Annotated in this window: 12 protein-coding genes; 9 read left to right on the top strand and 3 right to left on the bottom strand. The window is 66.3% G+C overall.

Translation table 11 applies throughout. The features are described 5' to 3' along the window. Positions 1 to 39 precede the first annotated feature (39 nt). The 9 genes from ACZ9C1_RS07915 (at position 40) to ACZ9C1_RS07955 (ending at position 9,193) form a co-directional block, all read left to right on the top strand. Entirely contained in the window at positions 40 to 1,083 is a 1,044-nt protein-coding gene (locus tag ACZ9C1_RS07915; protein WP_198754272.1) for an LLM class flavin-dependent oxidoreductase, read from the top strand. Positions 1,084 to 1,594: 511 nt separating this feature from the next. Further along, complete coding sequence (locus ACZ9C1_RS07920; protein WP_023632164.1) at positions 1,595 to 2,191, top strand: amino acid synthesis family protein; 597 nt, start codon at positions 1,595 to 1,597, stop codon at positions 2,189 to 2,191. A 68-nt stretch (positions 2,192 to 2,259) separates the two neighbouring features. Next, positions 2,260 to 3,093 (top strand): alpha/beta fold hydrolase, encoded by an 834-nt coding sequence (locus tag ACZ9C1_RS07925; protein WP_457378902.1) that lies wholly within the window; start codon positions 2,260 to 2,262, stop codon positions 3,091 to 3,093. Then, positions 3,090 to 4,571, top strand: coding sequence for an aldehyde dehydrogenase (locus tag ACZ9C1_RS07930; RefSeq protein WP_046855237.1), 1,482 nt, complete (start codon positions 3,090 to 3,092; stop codon positions 4,569 to 4,571). Before ACZ9C1_RS07925 ends, ACZ9C1_RS07930 begins: the two co-directional genes overlap by 4 nt. Before the next feature lie 12 nt (positions 4,572 to 4,583). Further along, the gene (locus ACZ9C1_RS07935) at positions 4,584 to 5,069 is read left to right on the top strand and encodes a flavin reductase family protein (RefSeq protein ID WP_102682370.1); all 486 of its coding nucleotides are present in this window, start codon (positions 4,584 to 4,586) and stop codon (positions 5,067 to 5,069) included. Positions 5,070 to 5,134: 65 nt separating this feature from the next. Continuing rightward, positions 5,135 to 5,524 carry a carboxymuconolactone decarboxylase family protein gene (locus ACZ9C1_RS07940; RefSeq protein WP_277504681.1) on the top strand — a complete coding sequence of 130 codons (390 nt, stop codon included), beginning with the start codon at positions 5,135 to 5,137 and terminating at the stop codon, positions 5,522 to 5,524. Positions 5,525 to 5,612: 88 nt separating this feature from the next. Then, positions 5,613 to 6,365 (top strand): GntR family transcriptional regulator, encoded by a 753-nt coding sequence (locus ACZ9C1_RS07945; RefSeq protein ID WP_139671419.1) that lies wholly within the window; start codon positions 5,613 to 5,615, stop codon positions 6,363 to 6,365. 2 nt (positions 6,366 to 6,367) lie between these two features. Beyond that, positions 6,368 to 6,931, top strand: a complete 564-nt coding sequence (locus tag ACZ9C1_RS07950) for an NUDIX hydrolase (RefSeq protein ID WP_198754273.1) — start codon at positions 6,368 to 6,370, stop codon at positions 6,929 to 6,931. 81 nt (positions 6,932 to 7,012) lie between these two features. Further along, complete coding sequence (locus ACZ9C1_RS07955) at positions 7,013 to 9,193, top strand: ATP-binding protein (protein ID WP_457378901.1); 2,181 nt, start codon at positions 7,013 to 7,015, stop codon at positions 9,191 to 9,193. A gap of 46 nt (positions 9,194 to 9,239) precedes the next feature. Here the strand turns inward: ACZ9C1_RS07955 and ACZ9C1_RS07960 are convergent, their stop codons facing one another. The 3 genes from ACZ9C1_RS07960 to ACZ9C1_RS07970 form a co-directional block, all read right to left on the bottom strand. Beyond that, the gene (locus tag ACZ9C1_RS07960; RefSeq protein ID WP_457378900.1) at positions 9,240 to 11,420 is read right to left on the bottom strand and encodes an ATP-binding protein; all 2,181 of its coding nucleotides are present in this window, start codon (positions 11,418 to 11,420) and stop codon (positions 9,240 to 9,242) included. A gap of 87 nt (positions 11,421 to 11,507) precedes the next feature. Beyond that, positions 11,508 to 12,140, bottom strand: a complete 633-nt coding sequence (locus ACZ9C1_RS07965; protein ID WP_476253844.1) for a LysE family translocator — start codon at positions 12,138 to 12,140, stop codon at positions 11,508 to 11,510. A 489-nt stretch (positions 12,141 to 12,629) separates the two neighbouring features. Further along, positions 12,630 to 21,275 (bottom strand): amino acid adenylation domain-containing protein, encoded by an 8,646-nt coding sequence (locus tag ACZ9C1_RS07970; RefSeq protein WP_476253845.1) that lies wholly within the window; start codon positions 21,273 to 21,275, stop codon positions 12,630 to 12,632. Position 21,276 lies beyond the last annotated feature (1 nt).

Raw genomic sequence — 21,276 nt, forward strand, 5'->3', positions numbered from 1 at the left:
ACGGCGGGCGAAAACAACAAAGCTCCGAGGAAAAGCCCCATGAAATTTTCGCTGTTCGTACACATGGAACGTTGGGATGAGCAGGTCAGCCACCGCCAGCTGTTCGAAGACCTCACCGAACTGACCCTGATGGCCGAAGACGGCGGTTTCAGCACCGTGTGGATCGGCGAACACCACGCCATGGAGTACACCATCTCGCCGAGCCCGATGCCGCTGCTGGCCTACCTGGCCGCACGCACCGAGAAAATCCGCCTGGGCGCCGGCACCATCATCGCGCCCTTCTGGAACCCGATCCGCGTCGCCGGCGAATGCGCCCTGCTCGATGTGATCAGCAATGGCCGCATGGAAGTGGGCCTGGCCCGTGGCGCCTACCAGTTCGAGTTCGACCGCATGGCCGGCGGCATGCCGGCCACCGATGGCGGCAAGGCCCTGCGCGAGATGGTCCCGGCGGTGCGCCAGCTGTGGCAAGGCGACTATGCCCATGAAGGCGAGATCTACAACTTCCCCACCTCCACCAGCGTGCCCAAGCCGGTACAGCCGGGCATGCCGCCGATGTGGATCGCCGCCCGCGACCCTGACTCGCACAACTTCGCCGTGGCCAACGGCTGCAACGTCATGGTCACCCCGCTGATGAAGGGCGACGAGGAAGTGCTGGACCTGAAGAACAAGTTCCAGGCCGCGCTGGACAACAACCCGGACGTGCCGCGCCCACAACTGATGGTGCTGCGCCACACCCACGTGCACAGCCCGGCCGAGCCGGACGGCTGGAAGGTCGGTGCCCAGGCCATCTCACGCTTCTACCGCACCTTCGATGCCTGGTTTGGCAACAAGACCGTGCCGGTCAACGGCTTCCTCGAACCAAGCCCGGAATCGAAGTTCGCCGAGGTGCCAGCGTTCGCGCTGGAGAACATTCGCAAGAACACCATGATCGGCACGCCGGAAGAAATCATTGCGCGCATCAAGTACTACCAGGCGCTCGGCGTCGACGAGTTCAGCTTCTGGTGCGACAACAGCCTGCCCCATGCCGAGAAACGCAAGTCGCTGGAGCTGTTCATCAAGGAAGTGGTGCCGGCCTTCGCCTGAATTCCCTTTGCCTGATTGATTGCGGGAACCAGCCCGCTCGCGTTGGCCCCAGTGGCCGACGTGGGCGGTTTTTTTTGCGGGGCGCCTTGAAATGTTCGTCGGGGCAGGTTCTGCGCCTGTGAGATCGAGCGCCGCCCGCGCGGCGCATCGCGGATGAATCCGCTCCTACATCTGCTGCAACGTGACCATGCCTGGCAGGCCACAGTTGCCAGCTTTGTTTGCACGGCGCGGTTTCTCGGTGAGCGTCTCTGCCGCCCCACATGCTTCATGCCTTGCGCCAGGGCTGGCAAACATGGCCTCACAGGTTTGGCACGTTGCAACAAATGTAGGAGCGGATTCATCCGCGATGCGCCGCGCGGGCGGCGCGCGATAGATGCATCGCCTCCAAACCCAAGCCAGGCACACAGCCTTTCGTCCTCCGTTGAGAGAAATTTTCGACCGCCTCTTGCACATCAAATATTATGGTATACCATCAGACAACAAGAGCTGATAACCCTAACCAGGAGCCCCCATGAGTTTCGAAATCCGCAAGATCGTCACCTACTCCGAAGAGACCCGCATCGAAGGCGGCAAAGCCACCGACAAGCCGGTGACCATGGTCGGCCTGGCCGTGGTGATCAAGAACCCATGGGCCGGTCGCGGCTTCGTCGAAGACCTCAAGCCGGAAATCCGCGCCAACTGCTCCGCGCTGGGCGCGCTGATGGTCGAGCGCCTGACCGCCGCCATCGGCGGAGCCGACAAGATCGAGGCCTACGGCAAAGCTGCCGTGGTCGGCGCCGACGGCGAGATCGAGCACGCCTCGGCCGTAATCCACACCCTGCGTTTCGGCAACCACTACCGCGAAGCCGTGCAGGCCAAGAGCTACCTGAGCTTTACCAACAAACGCGGCGGCCCCGGCACCTCGATCCAGATCCCGATGATGCAGAAGGACGACGAAGGCCTGCGCTCGCACTACATCACCCTGGAAATGCAGATCGAAGATGCTCCACGTGCCGACGAGATCGTCGTGGTGCTGGGCGCCGCCGACGGTGGCCGCCTGCACCCACGCATTGGCAACCGCTACATCGACCTGGAAGAACTGGCTGCCGAAAAGGCCAACGCTCAATAACAACAACCAAGACGGGCCTGGGCGTGGCGTGCATACCCGCCGCGCCCGACCTTCAAGGAGCGCCCTCCATGATTCAGCCTGTCGCTGAACGTACACCGGCCGGGACCAGTTACCTGGACCTGGGCCAGGGCCAGCCCGTGGTACTGATCCACGGCGTGGGCCTGAACAAGGAAATGTGGGGCGGGCAGATCGTCGGCCTGGCCAACGACTACCGCGTCATCGCCTACGACATGCTCGGCCATGGCCAGAGCCGCGTGCCCAGCGCCGATACGCCGCTGGAGGGCTATGCCGAGCAGCTTGCTGAACTGCTCGACCACCTGCAGGTCGCCCAGGCCTGCGTGATCGGCTTTTCCATGGGCGGCCTGGTGGCCCGCGCCTTCGCGCTCAACTACCCGCAACGCCTGGCCGCGCTGGTGATACTCAACAGCGTGTTCAACCGCACCCCCGAGCAGAGCGCCGGGGTGATCGCACGCGCCGCGCAAGCCTTTGAACAGGGCCCCGACGCCAACGTCGACGCCGCGCTCGAGCGCTGGTTCAGCCGCGAGTACAAGGCCGCCAACCCGGCCCAGGTCGCCGCCATCCGCCAGATCCTGGCGAGCAACGACCCGCAGGGCTACCACACCACCTATTCGCTGTTCGCCACCCAGGACATGTACCGCGAAGCCGACCTGGGCAACATCCAGGTGCCGACGCTGATCGCCACGGGCGAGCTCGACAGCGGTTCCACTCCGGCCATGACCCGCCAACTCGCCGCACGGATTCCCGGCGCGCAGAGCGTGGTCCTCGCCGAGCAAAGGCATATGATGCCGGTGGAAGCACCGCGCGAAGTCAACAAGATGCTGCTGGACTTCCTCAGGCAGGCCCGCACCCTCTCCGAATCCGCCAAGGGGATAGTCGCATGACCCTCGTTCGTTTCCAGATGTGCATCGACGGCCAATGGCGCGATGCCCAGAGCGGCAAGACCTTCGACAGCCTCGACCCGGCCACCGCCAAGGCCTGGGCGCAACTGCCCGATGCCGGCGAAGCCGATGTCGAGCTTGCCGTGCAGGCCGCCCAGCGCGCCTTCGAAGGCAAGGCCTGGCGCGGCCTCACCGCCACCGCCCGAGGCAAGCTGCTGCGCCGCCTCGGCGACCTGATTGCCGAGAACAAGGAACACCTGGCCCAGCTGGAAAGCCGCGACAACGGCAAGCTGATCCGCGAAACCCGCGGCCAGGTCGGCTACCTGCCGGAGTTCTTCCACTACACCGCAGGCCTGGCCGACAAGCTCGAAGGCGGCACCCTGCCGCTGGACAAGCCGGACCTGTTTGCCTACACCGTGCACGAGCCGATCGGCGTGGTGGCCGGGATCATCCCGTGGAACAGCCCGCTGTACCTCACCGCGATCAAGCTGGCCCCGGCCCTGGCCGCCGGCAACACCATCGTGCTCAAGCCCTCGGAGCACGCCTCCGCCACCCTCCTCGAACTGGCCCGCCTGGCTCTGGAAGCCGGCTTCCCGGCTGGCGTGGTCAACGTGGTCACAGGTTACGGCCCAAGCACCGGCGCGGCGCTGACCCGCCACCCGCTGGTGCGCAAGATCGCCTTCACCGGCGGCGCTGCCACCGCCCGCCACGTGGTGCGCAGCAGCGCCGAGAACTTCGCCAAGCTGTCGCTGGAGCTGGGCGGCAAGTCACCGAACATCATCTTCGCCGACGCCGACCTGGACAGCGCCATCAACGGCGCCGTAGCCGGCATCTATGCCGCCTCCGGGCAAAGCTGCGTGGCCGGCTCGCGGCTGCTGGTGCAGGACGAGATCTTCGACGAGTTCGTCGAACGCCTGATCGCCCGCGCCAAAAGTATCCGCATCGGCAACCCGCAGGACGACAGCAGCGAGATGGGCCCGATCGCCACCGCCCAGCAACTGGCGGTGATCGAAGGCCTGGTGGCCGCGGCCAAGGCCGAGGGCGCCACCCTGCGCATGGGCGGCAAACGTGCAGAGGTCGAAGGTGACGGCTGGTTCTACGAGCCGACCCTGTTCGAATGCGACAGCAACTCGATGACCATCATGCAGGAAGAAGTGTTCGGCCCGGTCGCCGCGGTGATCCGCTTCAAGACCGAGGAGCAGGCCCTGGCGATGGCCAACGACTCGCAGTTCGGCCTGGCCGCCGGTATCTGGACCCGCGACCTGGGCCGCGCCCATCGCCTGGCCCGTGACGTGCGCTCGGGGATCATCTGGGTCAACACCTACCGCGCCGTCTCGGCAATGGCCCCCATTGGCGGCTTCAAGAACAGCGGTTATGGCCGCGAGAGCGGCATCGACTCGGTGCTGGCCTATACCGAGCTGAAGACGGTGTGGATCAACCTGTCCACCGCGCCCATGCCCGACCCCTTCGTGATGCGCTAGGAGAACGCCACCATGATCGAACCCGGCATCTACAAAGACGTGATGGGCTCGTTCCCGTCCGGCGTCACCGTGGTCACCACCCTGGACGCCGACGGCGGCATCGTCGGCATCACCGCCAGCGCGTTCAGCGCGCTGTCGATCGAGCCGGCACTGGTGCTTTTCTGCCCCAACTACGCCTCCGACACCTACCCGATACTGCGCGACAGCAAGCGGTTCGCCATCCACCTGCTGTCCGCCGACCAGACCGCCGAGGCCTATGCCTTCGCCGGCAAAGGCAAGGACAAGGCCAAGGGCATCGACTGGCAGTTGAGCGAACTGGGCAACCCGCTGCTCACCAAGGCCACGGCGATCATCGAGTGCGAACTGTGGCGCGAATACGATGGCGGCGACCACGCGATCATCGTTGGCCAGGTGAAGAACCTGGTGCTGCCCGAGCAGCCGGTAACGCCCATGGTGTACCACAAGGGCAAGCTCGGCGCGCTGCCGCCGCTGGGCTGAGATCCGCTGGGGCCGCTTTGCGGCCCCAGCCCCCATTTTCCATTCAGTCACACAGGACCTTGGCCATGAACAACGAAAAGTACGAAAAAGGCCTGCAGATCCGCACCCAGGTGCTCGGCGAGGAATACGTCAAGCGCTCGCTCGAGAACGCCGACGCCTTCACCCAGCCACTCCAGGAGCTGGTCACCGAATACTGCTGGGGCCACGTCTGGGGCCGCGAAGGCTTGTCGCTCAAAGAGCGCAGCATGATAAACTTGGCAATGATTTCCGCGCTCAACCGGCCCCACGAACTCAAGCTGCACATCCGCGGCGCCTTGCGTAATGGCCTGAGCCGCGAACAGATTCGCGAGATCCTGCTTCAAGTCGGCATTTACTGCGGCGTACCTGCGGCGGTGGACAGTTTCCGCCTGGCCCGCGAGGCGTTCGCCGAAGCCGACGCGCAGGCAACCCGTTAACAGCGGGCTGTGTGAACCACCGCAAGGAATGCCCGGGTTCGAGGCATTCCGCGATGTTGGCGCAACAGCCGCATTAAGAGCGCCCCTGATGAAACGCCAGCCCCTCGACGACAGCTTCAAGGTCAACCGCAACCCCGTCACCCTGCGTGAAATCGTGCTCGACAAACTGCGCGGCGCGATCATGAACTTCCACCTGCTGCCGGGCGACCGCCTGGTCGAACGCGACCTTTGCGAGCGCCTTGGCGTCAGCCGCACCTCGGTGCGCGAGGCCCTGCGTCACCTGGAGTCCGAAGGCCTGGTGGAGTTCGCCGACGCCAAGGGGCCACGGGTGGCCATCATCACACTGGAGGACGCCCGCGACATCTATGAGCTGCGCTGCGTGCTCGAAGGCCTTATCGTGCAACTGTTTACCCTCAACGCCAAGGCCAAGGACATCCGTGCCCTGGAGCGCGCCCTTGAGGTCAACCGCGAGGCCCTGGAGGACGGTGAGCTGCAACAGGTGCTCGACTCGGTGCAAGGCTTCTACGACGTGCTGCTCGAAGGCTCGGGCAACCAGGTCGCCGCCCAGCAGCTGCGCCAGCTGCAGGCGCGCATCAGCTACCTGCGCGCCACCTCGGTGTCCCAGGAAAACCGCCGGGGCGCCAGCAACCTCGAGATGGAAAAGATCGTCGATGCGATCAAGGGCGGCGATCCCCAGGCCGCCCACCAGGCCTCGGTCGACCATGTACGCGCCGCTGCCAAGGTCGCCCTCGACTACCTGCGCCAGAAGCAGGACGACAACGCCAAGGTCCGCGATATCGTCGCCCCCCTGCCCCTCAAGGACCCTCGCATAGGCCGCTGACCATGCCCACCGCCCCGCGCTACTGCCCGCACTGCACCACGGAACTGGCCCGGGGCGTCCCCAACGGCGACACCCACGAACGTCTTCACTGCGCCGGTTGCGGCTACATCCACTACATCAACCCGAAGATCATCGCCGGCTGCATCATCGAGCGCGACGGCAAGTACCTGCTGTGCCAGCGCGCCATCCCGCCGCGCCCCGGCACCTGGACCCTGCCGGCCGGGTTCATGGAAGCTGGCGAGACCACCGAACAGGCGGCGCTGCGCGAGGTATGGGAAGAGAGCGGCGTGCGCGCCGACATCGTCTCGCCCTACTCGATCTTCAGCGTGCCGCGGATCAGCGAGGTGTACATCATCTTCCGCGCCGTGGTCACCGAGGAAACCGGCGAATACGGGCCCGAGACCCTGGACTATCGTTTCTTCGAACCGGACCAGATCCCCTGGGACGAAATCTACTACCCGGCGATCCGGCAGATCCTCGAGCGCTACATCCTCGAGCGCCAGGCCGGCGTGTACGGCATCTACATGGGCAACGACGATACCGGCAAGGTGCACTTCATCCGCTGACGATGGCGCACACAAATTCCTCGCCAAGCGTCGCGTCTCGGTGCACCCTGATGGTCTCACGCAAAAGGACCAGCAACGTTCATGGCGAAATGGCTAGACGGCGGCGGGCTGATGGCCGCGCGCATCCGCAACCACGACTGGGCATCCACGCCCCTCGGCCCGCTGGATAGCTGGCCCGACGTACTCAAGACCAGCGTCGCCCTGTGCCTGGCCTCGCGCTTTCCCCAGGCCGTGCTCTGGGGCGATGCGTTGATCACCCTGCACAACGACGCCTTCAGCGAGATCCTGGGCGGCAAGCCGACCGCCCTGGGCCGGCCCTTCAGCGATGTCTGGCAGGAAGCCTGGAGCAATATTCGTCACCTGGCCCAGCGCGCGCTCGCCGGCGAGGCGGTGTACATCGAGGACTTCCCGCTGACGATCGAGCGCCATGGCAGCCCGGAGCGCGCCTATTTCACCTTCTGTTACAGCCCGGTGCGCGACAACGACGGCAAGGTAGTGGGCATGCTCGACACGGTCACCGAAACCACCGCGAGCGTGGTCGCCAACCGCCGTCTGAACTTCCTCGACAGCCTCGGCCGGGCTGCCGCCAATGCCACCGATCCGGAACGGATCATGGCCACCACCACTCGCCTGCTTGGCGAGCACCTGCAGTTGTCCAGCTGCGCCTATGCGGTGATGGCGCCCGACGAGGACGGCTTCACCATTTGTGGCGACTGGGTCGCACCGGGCTCGCCACGGCTGATCGGCCAGTACCGCCTGGCCGACTTCGGCGCGCTGGCCGTCAGCCGCCTGCGCGCAGGCCTGGCGCTGGTGATCGATGACAATCTCAGCCAGTTGCCGGCACCCGAGTCGGCGACCTTCCAGGCCATCGGCATCACCGCGACCATCTGCATGCCGTTGATCAAGGAGGGCCGCCTGACCGCGCTGATGGCCATCCACGACAAGCAGCCCAGGGCCTGGACCGATTACGAACAGACCTTGATCGGCGAAGTGACCGAACGCTGCTGGGCGCATATCCAGCGGGTCCAGGCCAACGCCGAGGTGCGCGAGGCACTGACCGCCCTGGAGGCCCTCAATACCACCCTCGAACAACGCGTGGAAGAGCGCACCAGCCAGTTGCTGCATACCGAGGCTGTCCTGCGCCAGACCCAGAAGCTCGAGGCCATCGGCCAGCTCACGGGGGGCGTGGCCCATGACTTCAACAACCTGCTGACCATCATCCGCTCCTCCATCCACTTCCTGCAGCGCCCGGACCTCGACGAGAACCGGCGCAGCCGCTATCTCAAGACCGTGTCCGACACCGTCGACCGCGGCGCCAAGCTGACCGGGCAACTGCTCGCCTTCGCCCGCCGCCAGGCGCTCAGCCCACAGGTATTCGACGCCGGCCCCAGGCTCGAGGCGATGGCCGAAATGCTCGATACCGCCACCGGCGCGCGCATCCAGGTGAGCCTGGAACTGCCCGACACGCCCTGCCACGTGCACGCAGACCTCGGCCAACTGGAAACCGCGGTGATCAACCTGATGATCAACGGCCGCGACGCCATGGCCGGCGTGGGCACCTTGCGCCTGCGCCTGGAAGCCAACCAGCAGCTGCCGGCGCTGCGTGGCCAGGCCCCCCAGGCCGGGCCATTCGCTGCCATCTCGGTGGTCGACAGCGGCGTGGGCATTGCCCCGCACCTGCTGGAGCGCATCTTCGACCCGTTCTTCACCACGAAGGCCGCCGGCCAGGGCACCGGGCTCGGCTTGTCGCAGGTGTTCGGCTTCGTCAAACAGTCGGGGGGCGATGTCCAGGTCAGCAGCCGCGAAGGCCTGGGCACCACCTTCACCCTGTACCTGCCCCAGGTGGCCCAGGCCGATGCCGAAGTCAGCACCGCTTTGCCGACGCTGGCGCCCAATGGCGAGCGCCGACATATCCTGGTGGTCGAGGACAACCCCGATGTCGGCAGTTTTACCGCGCAGATCCTGCGCGATCATGGCTACCGAATCAGTTGGGCGATCTCGGCAGAGGATGCGCTGAAGCAGATCGCTTCGACACAAGGCGGATTCGACGCGGTGTTTTCCGACGTGGTGATGCCTGGCATGGGCGGCCTGGCCCTGGCCAGGGAGCTGCGGCGCAGCCAACCCCATCTGCCGGTGATCCTGACCTCCGGCTACAGCGAGGCGATTGCCGAAGGTGGCCACCAGGGCTTCGCCTTCCTGGCCAAGCCCTATTCGGCCGAGCAGGTGTGCCGGATGCTGGGGGACGTGCTGGGAAGGCAGTGAGCGGCGCGTTGGGCAGGCGATTGGCAAAACGCCCTGCCCAGTCGAATCACCCCCGCGCCGCCAGCAAGCGTGTCAGGCTGCGCCCCAGCTCATCCTGGCGGAACGGCTTGCGCAACACGCCGAACCCATGCAGTTCACGCGGTGTGAGGTTGGTGTAGCCGGTGATGATCAGCACCGGCAGCTGGGTCAGTTGCTCGCGCACCTGCTGGGCGAAGCGCACGCCGGTCATCTCGGCCATCACATGGTCGGTCAGCAACACGTCGGGCACCAGGCCCTTTTCCAGCAGCACCAGGGCCTGGACAGGCCCGCTAGCCTCCGTTACTTCATACCCCAGCGCCTGTAGCTGCATCAGCGTTGCCTGGCGCACCAGGGGTTCGTCATCCACCAGCAACACCCGGGTCGGCCGTTGCGCCCGGACCGCCTCGACAGGCTCGGTCATGCGCGCCGCCACGCTGCTCTCACTGGCCGGCAGCCACAAGGTCGCCTCGGTCCCCTGGCCCGGCCGGGAATGAATACCGAAGCCACCACCGGACTGCAATGCCAGCCCCTGCACCATCGGCAGGCCCAGGCCAGTGCCCCGGCCCACCCCTTTGGTCGAGTAGAATGGCTCGACGCAATGCGCCAATACCTCTTCACTCATGCCACAACCAGTGTCGCTGACCTGCAGCCATAGCTGCTGCCCGCCCTGCAACCCAGGCGGCCTGGGCATGCCGGCTTCCTCGGCGCCAGCGCGGATGGTCAGCTGGCCGCCTTCGCTCATTGCGTCACGGGCATTGACCACCAGGTTCAGCAGGGCCAGCTCCAACTGGTGCGGGTCCACCAGAACCCCTGGCAAAGCCTTGTCGATATTGACCTGCAGCGCGATGGTCGGCCCCAAGGAGCGCGCCATCAGTTCGTGCATGTCCTCCACCAGCACTGCCAGTGACACCGTAACCGGCTTGAGAGTCTGGCGCCGGGCGAAGCTGAGCAGGCGCCCGACCAGGTTGCGCGCCCGCTCCGCCGCCTGCAGGCCGCCGTCGATCAGGCGTTCGGCCCGTTCCGGCTGGGGGTGGCGGCGCAGCAATTCCAGGGAAGCAATGATCGGCGTGAGCATATTGTTGAGGTCATGGGCGATGCCACCGGTCAGCTGGCCGATCATTTCCATCTTGCGTGCCTCGTGCAGCTGCACCAACGAGGCTTCGCGATGGGTCATCATGTTCGCCACCCGCTCCTCGAGGTTTTCATTGAGCACATGCAAGGCGCGCTCGGAACGGGCATGGGTGATCGCCGCCCACACTTGGCCGGCGGCCTCTTCGACCAGCAGGCATTCGCTGGTGGTCCATGCATGGGGCGTGTGGAAATGCACCGCGAGCATCGCCTCCAGGCGCTCGGCACGCAGCACCGGGGCATGCAGCGTGGCGCACAGACCCTTGAAGCCCGCTGGCGCCATGTTGTTCGCCGCATAGTTACGCTGCACCACCTGGCCGGCGAGCAGCGCCTCGCGCAGTGCCGGGTCCAAGGCCGCGTACTGGTTGAGGCCGGTGATCGGCGGCACCTGCGCGGCGCACTCCTGGGCGACCCGATAACGGCGCCCATCGCCCAAGTCTTCACCAAAGCAGACCCGTGCCGCGCCCAATTCCTTGGCCAGGCGGCGCACCGCGTGGGCTTCGATGCGCTCGGCCTGGCCCAGGCCGGGCAAGGCCTGGCGCAGTTCCTGGAGAAATGCCTGGCGCTGCTGGAAATGCACCCGCTCCGAGGTTTCGGTGACGATGCACAGCACGCCCCCCACGGAACCGTCAACTTCACGCACCGCGGAATAGGAGACATCGAAGTACGCCGTTTCGCCCGGCCCGTGGCGCACAATGTAGAACGGCCGATCCCTGGCAGAGAATGTCACGCCGGTTTCACGCACCCCGCGCAGCAAAGGCTCGAGGTCGTCCCAGAGCTCACTCCAGTGCGCCTTGGCGGGTTGCCCCAGCGCGCCGGGATGCTTGTCACCGATGGTCGGCCAATACGCATCGTTGTACAGCGCGATGTATAGCGGGCCCCAGAACAACACGATCTGCGCCTGGGCAGGCAGGAGCATGGCCACCATCGCCTGCAATGCCGGCGACCATTGGTCCGGCGCACCCAGCGGCGAGTGCCGCCAGTCCATCGCCTGCAACAGGCAGCTGACCTCGCCACCGCCGCCCATGAATGCCGGCAATGGTTGCAGGTTGGCCTTCTTGCTCTCCTGGCGAGCTTTCATGTCTCGGTAGTCCCGGGCACGTTATCTTTCCTATGAGGGTAGGAAACCGCCCGTTGGCAAAACGTTCCATCGGATCGCCGGACGTGATCAACGGCGCCCTTCGGCCAGCATGCGCACGGCCAGGGCGGCCAGCACCGTGCCCATCAGCCAGCGCTGCACCTGCTGCCACACCGGCCGACCGGCCAGGAACACGGCGATCGACCCCGCCATGACCGCGATCAGCGCGTTGACCGTGACGCTGATGGCGATCTGTGTGCCGCCCAGTACCAGCGACTGCAGCAACACGCTGCCATGGCCCGGCTCGATGAACTGCGGCATCAGCGACAGGTACATGACCGCGATCTTGGGGTTCAGCAGGTTGGTCACAAAGCCCATCATGAACAGCCGCCTGGGGCTGTCCGCTGGCAGCTCGCGCACCTGGAACGGCGAGCGCCCGCTCGGGCGCAGCGCCTGCCAGGCCAGGTACAGCAGGTACAGCGCACCGCCGATGCGCAGGGCGTCGTAGGCGAACGGCACGGCCATGACCAGCGCGGTGATCCCGAGCGCTGCGCAGAGCATGTAGAAGACAAAGCCCATGGCCACCCCGGCCAGCGAGACCAGGCCGGCGCCACGCCCCTGGCAGATGGAGCGGGAGATCAGGTAGATCATGTTGGGGCCGGGGGTCAGCACCATGCCCAGGCTGATCAGGGCAAAGGCCAACAGGTTGGAAGGTTCGGGCATCAGGCACATCCTTGTGATAGTGAGTCGGCGAGTGTATCCGCATATGAATGCGCCTTGAAACGGTTGCCGGGTTTGGTTACTTGCGAACATCAAGGGGCAGGGTCTTTGGGCGCGAGGGTTGTTGACCGCATCAGGGCGAGCAGGTGTCCACCGCAAGCGTTGCAGCGCCTGACAGATCGAGCGCCGCCCGCGCGGCGCATCGCCGGCAAGCCGGCTCCCACATTTATTTCGGGCCAGTTATGCCTGCACCGCCGCGGCTTTACGCCTTGTTGGTTCGACGCGGTTTCAGTGCGCGCACTGCTGGCGCCCCACCTGTCTCAAGGCAGGCACCAGGGCGGACAGCGATGAACTCAAAGGATTGATTGGCCCGAAACAGATGTGGGAGCTGGCTTGCCAGCGATGCGCCGCGCGGGCGGCGCTCGATCTGTCAGGCGCTGCAAGGCTCGCGGCTAGCACCTGGTCAATAACTCCACGCCGCAACAGTAACCCTTACGCCTTGTCGGCAAGCCGCTGCAACAGCCCGTCGGTGAACGCGACGGCGTTGATCACACCCTCATGCCCATCGGCGATCACCGTCGAACTGGCCAGGCCATTGACCGAAGCCTGGGCCAGCAGCCCCGCCTCGCCCAGGCGTATCCGCTCGGCGCTGCGGCTTTCACTCGCCCACCAGCAGTCCACCTGGACCGCCAGCGGGCGCAGGCGGAATGCCTGGCTCAGTTCGGCGTTGCGGTCGAGCACGGCGAAACCATCGACGATCTCCCGCTGCAAGTGCACATCCTCGTGGATGCTGCGCAGGCGTTCGGCGCTGACATTCCCCGCGGCGGCCACCTGCTCGATGACCCACTCGGTCCTGTCGACCTCGGCCGGCAGACGCTCGGCCTCCTCGATGAAGCCAGCGATCCGCGCCTCGCCGACGCCCGGCGCAAAGGCCAGCAAGCCACGCAGCAGGCTCTCGTCCGCCCGCGCCACCTGCACCACTTCGACGGGCTCGGCGTCGAGACCGGATACCTCCTGCGGCAGCAGGGTGTCGACCAGGCCGACGAAACCGACCTGCTGGCCGGCCTGCTCCAGGGCGTGAGCCACCTCCAGCGCCAGCGCGCCACCCATGGACCAACCCAGCAGATGGTACGGGCCGCTGGCCTGGGTACGGCGGATCTGCTCGACGTAATAGCCGACCATCGCCGCCCAGGATTCGTCCACCCAGCCCGGCTCCGCATAGCAGCGGTTGACCAGGCCATACACCGGGCGCTCATCGGCCAGGCGGCTGGCCAGCGGGTAGTAGGCGTAGGCACCGCCGCCACCTGGCGGCAGGCAGAACAGCGCCGGGCGCTGGCGCTGGCAGCCGTTGAGGTTGATCACCGGCGATTTCAGGCGATCCTTGCCGCCACCGATGAAGTTGGCCAGTTCCTCGAAGCTGGCCATCAGCATGAACTCATGCAGGCTGATGTTGATGGCGAAGGCTTCGCGCACCTTGTTCACCAGGGTGATCACCAGCAACGAGTGGCCGCCGAGCTCGAAGAAGTTGTCGTGCAGGCCGACTTGCTCGACCTTGAGCACCTCGGCCCAGATCGCCGCCAGTTGCTGCTCCAGCGCCGTGCGTGGGGCCACGTAGCCCTGTTGCAGCTGGCTGGCATCCGGCTTGGGCAGGGCCTTGCGGTCCAGCTTGCCGTTGGCGGTCAGCGGCCACTGATCCAAGACCAGGAAGTGCGTCGGCACCATGTAGTCCGGCAGGTTGGCTTTCAGGTGCTGTTTCAGCATGTCGCGCAGGGTTGCCTGGTCTGCATTCGCATCCTGGGCGATCAGGTAGGCGGCCAGTTGCTTGCCCCCTGCCCCGTCGATATCCAGCACCAGCACTTCCCGCACTGCTGCATGTTCTTGCAGGCGTGCTTCGATCTCGCCCAGCTCGATACGGAAGCCACGGATCTTCACCTGATGGTCGATCCGGCCCACGTACTCGATCATGCCCTGTTCGCGGTAACGCGCCAGGTCGCCGGTGCGGTACAGGCGCCCGCCTTCACTGGAGAACGGGTCCGGCACGAAACGTTCGGCGGTCAGCGAGGCGCGGTTGTGGTAACCGCGCGCCAGGCCGGCGTGGCCGACATGCAGCTCGCCGGTGCAGCCCTTGGCCACCGGGTTGAAATCGGCGTCCAGCACGTACATCGACAGGTCCGGAATTGCCGCACCGATCGGGCTGCCCGCCTGTTGCGTGTCGGCGAAGCGGATCGGCCGGTAGGTCACGTGCACCGTGGTCTCGGTGATGCCGTACATGTTGATCAGGTTGTCGCAACCCTCGCCGAAACGCTCGAACCACGGTTGCAGTGCAGCCACATCCAGGGCTTCGCCGCCGAAAATCACGTAGCGCAGCGAAAGGTCGGTAGTGCTGTCGCAAGCCACGCGCATCAGCGGCTTGAACGCCGATGGGGTCTGGTTCAGCACCGTCACGCCCTGCTCCACCAGCAACTGGTGGAAGTCCTCCGGCGAACGGGTCACTTCACGCGGCACGATCACCAGGCGACCGCCGTGCAGCAACGCACCGAAGATCTCCCACACCGAGAAGTCGAAGGCGTACGAGTGGAACAGCGTCCACACATCCTGTGCACCGAAACCAAACCAGGCATCGGTGGCCTTGAACAGGCGCAGCAGGTTGTGGTGCGGCAGCAGCGTGCCTTTCGGTTTGCCGGTCGAGCCCGAGGTGTAGATCACATAGGCCAGGTTGTCCGGCTGGGTCAGGTGCTCGGGGTTTTCGTCGCTGTAGCCAGCCAGATCATCTTCGAGAGACAGGCTGCGTACGTGCGCCGGCACCGGCAGGCCGGCCAGCAAATGGCCTTGAGTCAGCAGCAACTGAATGCCGCTGTCTTCCATCATGTAGCTCAGGCGGTCCTGCGGGTATTCCGGGTCCAGCGGCACATAGGCGCCACCGGCCTTGAGGATCGCCAGCAGGCCGACGATCATCTCGAAACCGCGCTCCACCGCGATGCCCACCAGCACATCCGGCCCCACGCCCTGCGCGCGCAGCTTGTGCGCCAGGCGGTTGGCGCGGCGGTTGAGCTGGTCGTAGCTCAGCGTCTGCCCAGCGAAGGTCACGGCGATCGCTTCAGGCGTACGCACCGCCTGCTGCTCAATCAACGCATGGGCGCAGGCCGAGCTCGGATAGCTGTCGATCACTTGTAGCGGCGCTGTGCTCAGCACCAGCTCACCCAAAGCCCGTTGCGACGAGTCCGCCAACCCTTCTAACAATTCGACGAAGTGTACCGCAATCTGCCCGACAGCCGATTCGGCGTAGCTGGCGCGGTCGAACTTGAAGCTGGCCGACAGTTTTTCGCCCACCTGAGCCACCAGCGTCAGCGGATAGTTGGTCTGCTCCTGGCTGGCTACCTCGCCGAACACCAATCCCTGGGGAGCGCCTTGCTGCAGCGCCTCCGACACCGGGTAGTTCTCGAACACCAGGATATTGTCGAACAGCGCCTCGCCGCTCCAGCCGGCCCAGCGCTGGATCTCGTAGAGCGGCGTGTGCTCGTGCTCGCGCAGGGCCAGGTTCAACCCTTGCACGTGCTGTACCCAGTCGCCCACGGTCTGCTCCGGGCGCGGGCTGGCGACCACCGGCAAGGTGTTGATGAACAGCCCCAACTGCTCCTCGACGCCCGGCAGTTCGGCCGGGCGGCCGGCGACGGTGGCGCCGAAGGTCACGCAGGCCTGCCCGGTGTAGCGCTGCAACAGCAACAACCACGCGGCCTGGACCAGGGTGTTGAGGGTGATCCGCTGGTCCCGGGCAAACTCGCCCAGGCGCTGGGTACGCTGTGCATCCAGGCTGATCTGATGCTCGGCCTGCCCGTGGCCCTGGGCTTCGGACCTGAAGGCCTGGGCCAGCCGCGTGGGCTCGTCCAGTTCCGCCGTGCGCTCGCGCCAGAAGCGCTCGCTGGCGGCCTGGTCCTGGCGTTGCAGCCACTGGATATAGTCGCGGTAACGGCTGTTCTTGCCTGCCGGGGTGAAACCGGCGTAACGCTGCAGCACCTCACCGAACAGGCGCGAGCTGCTCCAGCCATCGAGCAGGATATGGTGGTTGGTCAGCACCAGCTGGTACTGCTGTTCGGCGCTGCGGATCACCGCCAGGCGCAGCAGCGGACCGCTGGCCAGGTCGAAACCGGCACGCAGGTCGGCCTTGGCCCATTCCTGCAACGCCCTCGGCAGATCGGCCTGGTCACGCCAGTCGAGCTCGACCAGCGGCAGCCGCACCTGGCGCTGCACCACTTGCAAGGACTGGTCGTAGCCACTGAAGAAACTGCTGCGCAGCACTTCGTGGTTGTCCACGGTAGCCTGCAAGGCCGCGATGAAGCGCGGTACGTCCAGACCCTGCACTTCGACGCGAGTCTGGTTGATGTAGTTGCCCGCCTCCTGCTGGTACAGGCTGTGGAACAGCATGCCCTGCTGCATCGGCGACAGCGGGTAGATGTCTTCGATGTTGCCCGCCGCCACCGGCAGCGCCGCCAGCTGGCGCTGGTCGAGGCTGGCCAGCGGGAAGTCCGAAGGCGTCACACCCGCCACGCCCGGGCTGGTGCAGTGGGCGATCAACAGGCGCAGCTCCTCGGCGTACTCGTCGGCCAGGCGCTGGATCTGCGCACGTTCGAACACGGCGCTGCTGAAGCTCCAGTCCAGCGCCAGCTCGCCGGCGTAGACCTGGCCATCGATGCTGAGCAGGCTGCCCAGCGGCGCCTCCGGGCTTTGCCCCTGCCCCGCGCCTTCCGGCGCCGGGGTGAACAAACCTTGCTCGCTGTCGAAGCTGCCGTCGAACTGCCCCAGGTAGTTGAACACGATGCTGCCCTGGGCCAGGGCGCCGAGGGTTTCGCGGGCCTGCGCGTCACCCAGGTAACGCAGTACACCGTAGCCAATGCCCTTGGCCGGCACGGCGCGCAGTTGCTCCTTGACCGCCATGAGCGACGCGCCCAGGTCATCGGCGGGGGTCAGCTTCAACGGGTACAGGCTGCTGAACCAGCCGACCGTACGGGTGATGTCGAGGTCATCGAACAGGTCTTCGCGGCCATGGCCTTCCAGGCGGATCAGCGCGTGCGCCTCGCCGGTCCAGCGGCGGATGACCCGCGCCAGCGCCGTCAGTAGCAGATCATTGACCTGAGTGCGGTAGGCGGCCGGCGCCTCCTGCAGCAGTTGCCGGGTCAGTTCGGCGTTCAGGTGGGTGCGCACCGAGATTTCATGCTTGCGCTGCTGGCCACCCTGCGGGTTCGCCCCAGGCAGGACGTCGCTGACACCCTGCAACTGCGCCTGCCAGTAGGCCAGCTCGGCCACCAGCGCGGGGCTGCGGGCATGCGCGCGCAGATGCTCGGCCCAGGCCTTGAGCGAGCTGCTCTTGGCCGGCAGCACCGGCGCCTTGCCGGCCAGCAGTGCCTGGCAGGCCAGCTGCAGGTCTTCGAGCAGAACACGCCAGGACACGCCATCGACCACCAGATGGTGGATCACCAGCAGCAGGCGCTGTTGCCCCTCGGGCAGGTCAATCAGTACCACGCGCAGCAGCGGGCCATTCTTCAGGTCCAGGCTGCGCTGGGCCTCATCGGCCAGCTCCGGCAGGCGTGCGGCATCGTCCAGCTGATGTACCCACAGGAGTTCCTGCATATCGAGCGGCGCGAACTGCCCTTGCCACTGGCCCTCGTCCTCGCTGAAACGCAGGCGCAGGGCGTCGTGCTGTTCCAGCAGCAGCTTGAGCGCAGGTTGCAGCAAGGCCACCGTCAACGGCTGGCGCGGGGTCAGCAGCACCGCCTGGTTCCAGTGGTGGCGCTGGGGAATCGCGCTGTCGAAGAACCGCGCCTGGATCGGCAGCAACGGCAGGCTGCCGCTGACCTGCTCGACCACCTCGGCCGCTGGCTTCTTCTCGATCAGCTTGGCCACCGCCGCCAGTTGGCCGATGGTCTGTTTCTCGAACAGCTGCTTGGGGCTGAGCTTGATGCCCTGGCGCTTGGCGCGGGCAATGATCTGCAGGCTGAGGATCGAGTCGCCACCCAGTTCGAAGAAGTTGTCGGTGCTGCCCACTTGCTCACGCTTGAGCACCTCGCACCAGATCGCGGCGAGTTTCTCTTCGATTTCCCCCACCGGCGCGACAAAGCGCTGCTTGGCCACCCCCCCCGGTCTGGGCAGGGCACGCTTGTCCAGCTTGCCGTTGGCGGTCAGCGGCAGGCGCTCGAGCAGCAGCACCTGCGCCGGCACCAGGTACTCCGGCAGGCGCGCCAGCAGGGCCTGGCGCAGGGCCTCGGCCTGCAGCTCGACACCCGCCGACGGCACGGCCCAGGCCACCAGTTGCAGGCGCGTGGGGTCGCTGTCCAGCGGCAGCGCCAGCACCACGGCTTCGGCCACGCCGGGCAGGCCTTGCAGCACCTGGCCGACCTCGCCCGGCTCGACCCGGTAACCGCGGATCTTCACCTGGTCGTCGCCACGGCCCAGGTATTCCAGCACGCCCTGGTCCAGGCGCACGCGGTCACCGGCACGGTACAGCCGCTGGCCGTTGTTACCGAACGGATCGGGGACAAAGCGCTCGGCGGTCAGGCCCGGCTGGCCGACATAACCCTGGGCCAGGCCCTGGCCGCCCAGGTACAGCTCGCCGGCCACGCGCTCGGGCAGCGGATTGAGGTAGGCGTCCAGCACCCGCGCCTGGCCGTTGTCCAGCGGCCGGCCCACCGGCACGCTGCGCCAGCCAGGCAGGCGCGCGCCGACTTCGTGGGTAAGGATGCCCACGGTGGTCTCGGTCGGGCCGTAGTGGTTGATGATCCGGCAGCCGGGCTTCAGGCGGCGGATCTGCTCGATCAAGGCCCAGGAACTGGCCTCGCCACCGAGGATCAGCAATTGCTCGGGCAACACCCGCTCCGGCTGCGCGGCCTGCAACAGGCCTTGCAGGTGGCTGGGCACGATCTTCAGCACATCGACGCGGTGCTCGGCCATGTAGCTGGCGAAGGCATCGGGGTCGAAGCCCTGGTCGTGGCCCAGCAGGTGCAGTAGCCGGCCCGAGGCCAGCGCGCCGAACAGCACGGTGTGGCCAAGGTCGGCGGCCACGGTGGATACCATCGCCAGGCTGGCACCGGGCTGCACGTCCAGGCGTTGCAACACGCCCTGCAGATAGTTGGCCAGCGCCCCGTGGCTGACCACCACGCCCTTGGGTTGCCCGGTGGAACCCGAGGTGTAGATGATATAGGCCGCCTGCTGCGGCAAGATACGCACCGCCGGTGGCTGGTCGTCGCAGTCGCCATACAGTAAAGCGTCATAGGCCACGGCGCGGCACACGCCCAGCCCCGCCGCCTGGACGTCGCCCTGGGCATGCACCAAAAGCCGCGCGGCGCTGGCCTGCAGCAACTGCTGCAGGCGCTCGGCCGGCTGGCGGCTGTCCAGGGGCAGGTACACCGCGCCCAGCTTGAGCACCGCCAGCAGGCTGGTCACCCACTCGATGGAGCGCTCCTGGCACAGCGCCACGGTCATGCCCGGGGCGATACCCTGTGCCTTGAGGTAATGGGCGAAACGGTTGGCCTGCTGCTCCAGCTCGGCATAGGTGACCGTACGATCCCCCGCGCGCAATGCCGGCTGCCCGGCCCCGGCTTGCAGGCCCTGACGCCACAGGGCGAGAAAATCCTGCTGCGGCCAGCCTTGGGCAGCGGTTTCAACCTGCTCAGCCTGGGCGTCCGGGTGATCGAGCAACACCGCGTCGTGGTGCTCGACAAGCGTACGCAACACGGCCTGGAACGAAGCGGCCATGCGCTCGATGGTCGCGGCTTCGAACAGGTCGGTGCTGTAGGTGAAGTAGCCTTGCAGGCCGTCGGGGGTCTCGGTGAAGTCGTAGGCCAGGTCGAAGCGCGCATCGCTGCCCTCGACCGAATAACCGCTGACACTCAGCTCACCCAGCGTCTGCCGGGCCTGGGCGCCGGCCTCGGTATCGGCCATGTTCTGGTTGATCTTCACCTGGAACAGCGGGTTGTGGCCCAGGTTGCGCTCCGGCGCCAGGGCGTCGACCAGGTGTTCGAACGGCAGTTCCTGGTGCGACTGTGCGCCACTGACCACCTGTTTCACCTGCTCCAGCAGCGCCGCGCCGCTCTGGCGCTCGTCCACCTGCACCCGCAGCACCTGGGTGTTGATGAAGAAGCCGATCAGGCCTTCGACTTCCTTGCGGTTGCGCCCGGCGTTGGGCGCGCCGATGCGGATGTCGGCCTGGCCACTGTAGCGCGACAGGGTCACGGCCAAGGCCGCGAGGGTCAGCATGAACACGGTATGGCCCTGGCTGCGCGCCTGGGCTTTGAGCTTGGCCGACAACGCCGCCGGCACATCGCTGCGCAGGGTCGCGCCACGGTAGCTGGGGTGCGCCGGGCGCTCGTGGTCCAGCGGCAGGTCCAGCACCGGGTGTTCATCGCCCAGCTGCTGCTTCCAGTACTGCAACTGCCGCTCGCCCTCGCCGGCCTCAAGCCACGCGCGTTGCCAGATCGCGTAGTCGGCGTATTGCACCTCCAGGGGCGGCAGATTGGCGTCACGCCCTTGCGACAGCGCTTCGTACAGGTGCACGAACTCCCGCACCATCAGCTCGCCCGACCAGCCGTCGGAGACGATATGGTGCATGCACACCGTCAGCACGTGCTCGGTCGGTGCCAGGCGCAACAGCCGGACCCGCAGCAACGGGCCTTCGAGCAGGTCGAAGGGTTCATCCAGTGCCTCACGCACCGCAGTACGCAGGCACTGCTCGATATCCTCGCCCGGCCCGGCCTGCACCTCGCGCACCTCCAGGCCAACGCCCGGTTGTTCGAGGACCTGCTGGTGGAACTCGCCCTGCTCGGAGACGAACCGCGTGCGCAGGCTCTCATGACGCTGCACTAGCGCGTCCAGAGCCTGGGCCAGAGCCTGCTGGTTCAGTGAACCGCTCAGGCGCACTGCCATCGGCACGTTGTAGAAGCTGCTGTGCGGCTCCAGCTGCCAGAGGAACAGCATGCGCTGCTGGGCATAGGACAGCGGGATGCGCGGGCTGTCGTGACGGGTCACGGCGATGGGCAGCAAGCGAAAGCTCTGCCCGGTCTCGCGCATCTTGTCGAGGATCTGCCGACGCTGCTCCAGGGCAAGGCCGACAAAGCGCTTGGCGATACGTTCTGCTGTGCTCTTGTCCATC

Source organism: Pseudomonas sp. TE21435 (assembly GCF_056279265.1).